The sequence below is a fragment of the Ligilactobacillus acidipiscis DSM 15836 genome (assembly GCF_001435755.1).
Lineage (GTDB): Bacteria > Bacillota > Bacilli > Lactobacillales > Lactobacillaceae > Ligilactobacillus > Ligilactobacillus acidipiscis.
Genome location: NZ_AZFI01000205.1, coordinates 1 through 3,106 on the forward strand (window position 1 = coordinate 1; position 3,106 = coordinate 3,106).

A 3,106-nucleotide genomic window follows, 5' to 3' on the forward strand; every position below is an offset into this window, starting at 1 on the left:
AGTGTTGCACTTCAATTTTAAATCGGGGAAAATTAATTAGTATTACAAAAAGCAAAGTACATATTTGCAAAATTGAAACGAAAGCAGGCGATAGATATGGCAATGATCGAATTTAATAAAGTGAATAAATTTTATGGCGACTTTCATGCTTTAAAAGATATCGATTTGAAGGTCAATCAAGGTGAGGTCGTTGTTGTGATCGGTCCATCTGGTTCTGGAAAAAGTACTTTGATCAGGACCATCAATGGATTAGAAGGCTTTTCTTCTGGCCAGTTACTCGTTAATGGGATGGATCTTTCAGATAAAAAAGCGGATCTTAATACACTCCGCCGTGATGTTGGGATGGTTTTCCAGCATTTTAACCTCTATGACAACAAAACAGTTTTAGAAAATGTGATGTTGGCACCCCGCTTGGTCCTTAAACGTGACGAAAAAGAAAACAAAGAGATCGCAATGAAGTATCTCGAATTAGTTGGTTTAACTTCCAAAGTGGATTCCAAGCCGCGCCAGTTATCTGGTGGGCAAAAACAACGGGTCGCCATCGCGCGGTCCTTGGCAATGCGGCCTAAGGTCATGTTATTTGACGAACCGACTAGTGCCTTGGATCCAGAAATGATCGATGATGTTTTGAACGTAATGAAAACAATTGCAAAAACTACTGACATGACAATGGTCGTTGTGACTCACGAAATGGGCTTTGCCCGTGAAGTCGCTGGCCGCGTCGTCTTTGTAGACGATGGAGTGATCGTTGAAGATGATCCGGCAGAAAAATTTTATAATCATCCAACTGAAGAACGTGCGCGTCAATTCTTAAGTAAGATCATCGTGCACAAATAGGGGGGAGCAAGCATGTCAAAATGGTTCAAAAGGGTACTTGCTTTGCTGGTGCCAGTTTTTTTGGTGACCGTGCTTGCTGGCTGTGCTGAAAAGAAACCAGATAATGTGTACGAAAGTACGAAAGAAGCTAAAAAGATCGTTTGGGGCGTTAAAGCTGATACGCGTCTGTTTGGCTTAATGAACGTTAAGACCGGCAATATCGACGGCTTTGACGTAGATCTGGCGCGAGCATTGACTAAGCAAATGTACGGTAAAGACGCCAAAGCAGAGTTTGTCCAAACAACTGCGAAAACTAAAGTTCCGTTGTTAAAAAATGGGAACATCGATGCCGTGGCGGCTGCGATGACCATTACTGATGAACGTAAGAAGATCATCAACTTTACCCAGCCGTATTTTGGTGCGGGTCAATCCCTTTTGGTCAAACGGGGCAGTTCGATCAAGACGATCCGTGATCTGAATAAGCCAGGCACTAAGGTCATGGCCGTGAAGGGAACGACGGCAGTCGCAAACGTGCATAAGTTCGCACCGCAAGCCAGGGTCTTAGAGTTAGACGATTATGCCCAGGCCTTTACTGCTTTGAAATCAGGACAGGGTGTGGCAATGACTACAAATAACGGTATTTTGTACGGTATTGCTAAAGAAAATCCCGACTATGAGGTCGTGGGCGGGACATTTACTAACGAACCCTATGGCTTAGCTGTCGATAAGGGGCAAGATGAAATGCGCGACCATTTGAATAAAGCTTTGAATGAACTTCAAGCTAATGGAACATACAAACGTTTGGTACAAAAATGGTTTGGCGGGATCCCGGGCTTTGATGTTAAGGAGGTGGAAGAACCATGATCCAAGTTTTAACTAATAATTGGTCGACCTTATTAACTGGTTTTGGAAATACCTTGCTGGCCAGTGTGATCGCCTTGTTCTTCTCACTGCTTATCGGGTCAGGCTTGGCAATCATGGAGACCGTGCCCAGTAAAACTGCTCGTGTGATCGCACATATTTATATTGAGATCTTTCGGAATATTCCCTTACTGGTCATTACCATGTTCTTTTACGTGGTGATCCCGCAATATGTCGCACCGATGTCGGGTTTTGCTGCCGGGACGATCGGCCTGACCTTGTATACTTCATCTTTTATTGCTGAAACAGTCCGGGCTGGGATCCAGTCTGTTGACCCAGGGCAAATGGAGGGAGCTCGTTCTAATGGGATGACCTATTGGCAAGCCATGCGTCATATCGTCTTACCCCAGGCATTTCGTTTGGTGATCCCGCCTTTGGGAAATCAGTTCATCAACCTGATCAAGAACTCGTCAGTCCTAGCATTTGTGGCTGGTTTTGATTTGATGTATCAGGGTGACGCTTTAGCATCAGCAACTTTCGATACGTTCAATACTTATCTGGTCGTGGGGGTCTTTTACTTGATCTTGACACTGCCGCTGAGCTATTACATGCGTTATCTCGAAAAGAAATTAGCCTAGGGGGTGAGAAAAGATGTCTATTTTAAGTCAAGCTTATTCGTGGATCAACATTAAATTTTTACTGGCAGGGTTAGGGATCACGCTTGAAGTTTCACTGATCTCGATCGTTTTAAGTTTCGTGATCGGTTTGATCTTGGGTATTATCCGCTATGTTGGTTTCAAGTATGTTTCGGCGCTAGTCGGGTTCGTGATCGATATCCTGCGGAACTTGCCGTTATTGCTGATCATCTTTTTCACCTACTTTGCTTTGCCAAAAGCGGGTCTGCGTATGACGCCGATGTCCGCTGCGATCACCGCCTTAGTGGTCTTTGAGTCGGCAATGTTAGCTGAGATCGTACGTAGTGGGATCATAGCGGTCGATCCTGGTCAAATGGAAGGAGCCCGCTCGACTGGGATGTCTTACTGGCAGGCAATGTGGCATATTATTTTACCGCAGGCCTTGTTGAAGATGATCCCACCGTTGGTTTCACAGTTTATTTCCTTGATCAAGGATACTTCTTTAGCAACGATCATTGTGTTGCCGGAATTACTCTACCGGGCGCAGATCATTTACGGGCAAGATACGAGATATATGCTGCCGATGTATTTGATCATCGCGGTGATGTACTTTATTGTCTGTTATGCTCTATCGTTGGTGGCAAAGAGTATGGAAAAAAGGTACGGCTAAATTTAATTAAAAAAATTAACAATTATAATTATGAGAAGCTGCTTGTTCAAAGAGAATGAGCGGCTTTTTTGTACAGGGCGGAGTGAACCGCTTAAAAGTTGAGCACTATCGGACTTTAACGATA

4 protein-coding genes are annotated in these 3,106 nt (G+C 44.1%); all 4 read left to right on the forward strand.

Annotated elements, in window-relative coordinates; translation table 11 throughout:
• Positions 1–96 precede the first annotated feature (96 nt).
• From FC65_RS09795 to FC65_RS09810, 4 genes are read left to right on the forward strand one after another with little or no spacing between them, the layout of a single operon-like run.
• The gene (locus tag FC65_RS09795; RefSeq protein ID WP_029605503.1) at positions 97–837 is read left to right on the forward strand and encodes an amino acid ABC transporter ATP-binding protein; all 741 of its coding nucleotides are present in this window, start codon (positions 97–99) and stop codon (positions 835–837) included.
• Between the two features lie 12 nt (positions 838–849).
• Complete coding sequence (locus tag FC65_RS09800) at positions 850–1,680, forward strand: transporter substrate-binding domain-containing protein (protein WP_056972534.1); 831 nt, start codon at positions 850–852, stop codon at positions 1,678–1,680.
• Positions 1,677–2,315, forward strand: coding sequence for an amino acid ABC transporter permease (locus FC65_RS09805; RefSeq protein ID WP_010498313.1), 639 nt, complete (start codon positions 1,677–1,679; stop codon positions 2,313–2,315). Before FC65_RS09800 ends, FC65_RS09805 begins: the two co-directional genes overlap by 4 nt.
• Positions 2,316–2,328: 13 nt before the next feature.
• A complete protein-coding gene (locus tag FC65_RS09810) occupies positions 2,329–2,982 on the forward strand; it encodes an amino acid ABC transporter permease (protein ID WP_056972535.1) in 654 nt (217 codons plus the stop codon).
• Positions 2,983–3,106 lie beyond the last annotated feature (124 nt).